The organism is Actinoplanes sp. NPDC051633 (genome assembly GCF_040681735.1).
Taxonomy (GTDB): Bacteria; Actinomycetota; Actinomycetes; order Mycobacteriales; family Micromonosporaceae; genus Actinoplanes.
Map to the genome: position 1 here is coordinate 1 of NZ_JBFAZH010001398.1, position 1,816 is coordinate 1,816.

The 1,816-nt window shown below is 67.8% G+C and carries 2 protein-coding genes; both read right to left on the minus strand.

The genetic code is table 11. From position 1 onward, the window contains the following. Window positions 1–42: 42 nt before the first annotated feature. Entirely contained in the window at window positions 43–1,056 is a 1,014-nt protein-coding gene (locus tag AB0M20_RS41390; RefSeq protein WP_364306787.1) for a glycoside hydrolase family 11 protein, read from the minus strand. 381 nt (window positions 1,057–1,437) lie between these two features. After that, window positions 1,438–1,816, minus strand: a 379-nt coding sequence (locus AB0M20_RS41395; protein WP_364306789.1) for an AbfB domain-containing protein, incomplete at its 5' end; no start/stop codon positions are given.

Genomic DNA, 1,816 nt, shown 5'->3' on the forward strand with positions numbered 1-1,816 from the left:
GGCGCCCCCCCCCACCCCGGTGGGGTGATCAGGACTGCCGCGTCAGCTCGACCGGCAGGTGACCGTCGGCCAGTTCCAGTTGCCGTTGGCCATGATCGTCACCCCGAAGTTGTTGCCGTTGCCGTTCGGTCTGGCCGTGATGGTGCCAGTGGTGCCGCTGACCGCCGCGTTCCAGCTGTTCTGCAGGCTCTGACCGCCGCCCAGGCCGAGCGCGACGGTCCAGTTGTTGGTGCCGCTGACCGCGACGTTGAGGTTGAACCGGTCGCCGAACGTCTGCCCGGCCGACAGTGTCGCGGTGCAGTTGCCCGGCTGCGGGTTCGGCGGCGGAGTGGTGCCGCCACCGCCTTCCCAGACCGTGATGTCGGAGCTGCCGCTGCTCTGGTAACCCTCCGTCGCCATGATCTGGTAGCTGTGGTTGCTGCCGAGTTGGAGACCGGCGCGGGCCCAGGCGTCGAAGTGGTTGGCGGTGGTGATGGTGCCACTTGACCGCTTCTGCTGGCGGACGCTCCAGAACTGGTAGAACGTGCAGCGGTCGCCGTCGATGCAGGGCTGGTTGACCCGCTGGCTGCGGAGGATGTCGTAGGTGCCGCCGTCGGTGGTGACCGTGCCGAACCGGGTGGCGCCGCTGCTCGGGTTGTAGCTGCCGAAGTTCTCCACGACGTAGTACTCGATGAGCGGGTTGCGCGTCCATCCGTACAGGGCCAGGTAGGTGTTGTTGTTGCCCGGGTTGTAGGTGCCCGAGTAGCTGACCGTCCGCCGGCTGCCGGTGGCCCAGCCCTTGCCGCCGACCCAGTTGTTGGTGCTGTTGTTCCAGCTGCTGCTGTACCGGCCGTCGGCGCGCAGCGTCATGCTCGCGTTGCCGCTGTCCTTCCAGAACGAGAAGAAGTACCCGTTGTGCGTGCCGGTGGCGTTCGAGGTGAGGGTTCGGTCGGCCTCGGCGTACGCGCTGGGCGCTGCGATCATCGTGCCGGCGGCGGCCAGCACGGCGGCGCACAGGGTGCCGAGGATCAGACGCATGCGCCTGACCCGGATGGGTCTGGTGGCGGTGTCGGTCATGTCCTTGCTACCTCCTGATGAGGGCTGGCTGGGGCGGCCAGCTGGCGGTGCGACCCGGCGGGCTCTCCTGGCGGCCGCGGAGATCGGCGTCGCACCGTCGCGGCGGGTGGGCCGTCGTCCGTGCTCAGACCGGAGGAGAAGGTCGCGATGTGGGGGCATCGATCGCGGTTGATTGCTGTGCTGAGACGGTATGGCGTGCCTCGGAAACTTGTCAACAACTTCCAGAAATATTGCGGAAACCTAATTGCTGCCAAGTTATGGCGAATGAAGCATCATGGCTGGCCAGAGATTCGCAGCGTCTGTCGAATGTTGCGGAACGAGGTGCAGTGGCGCTCCACGACGATCATCGGCTCAGCACAAATTCCGAAACTTCCGGAGCGCTTACCGCCGGGTGATCAGGAAGGAGGTCTCCTCGGCGTACGTGTCACCGGCCACCTCCGGGTCGAGCCCGAGCAGCCCGCCGCGCACCCGCACGAACCGGCCCGGGTAGTTGAACGAGGCGAGCCGCACGCTGCGCGGCTCGGCACCGGGCCTCGGGCAGAACGTGGCGTCCATCAGGAACAGTGGCCCGCCGTCGTCCCACCCCAGCCGCAGGCCGAAGGACTCGTGCCGCACGTACCGGCCGTCGGCCACCCGCAGCGACAGGCAGTCCTCGTCGGCGATCCCCCGCACCACCGTGACCGTCAGACCGGATACGCCGCCCGCCTCGATCAGGCGGTCCCCGTCGAGAGCCACCACGGTGTCCGCTCCGGCAACCGGC

Coding starts and splice junctions, on each gene's coding strand:
- AB0M20_RS41390 (WP_364306787.1), bottom strand. CDS start 1,056: ATGACCGACACCGCCACCAGACCCATCCGGGTCAGGCGCATGCGTCTG.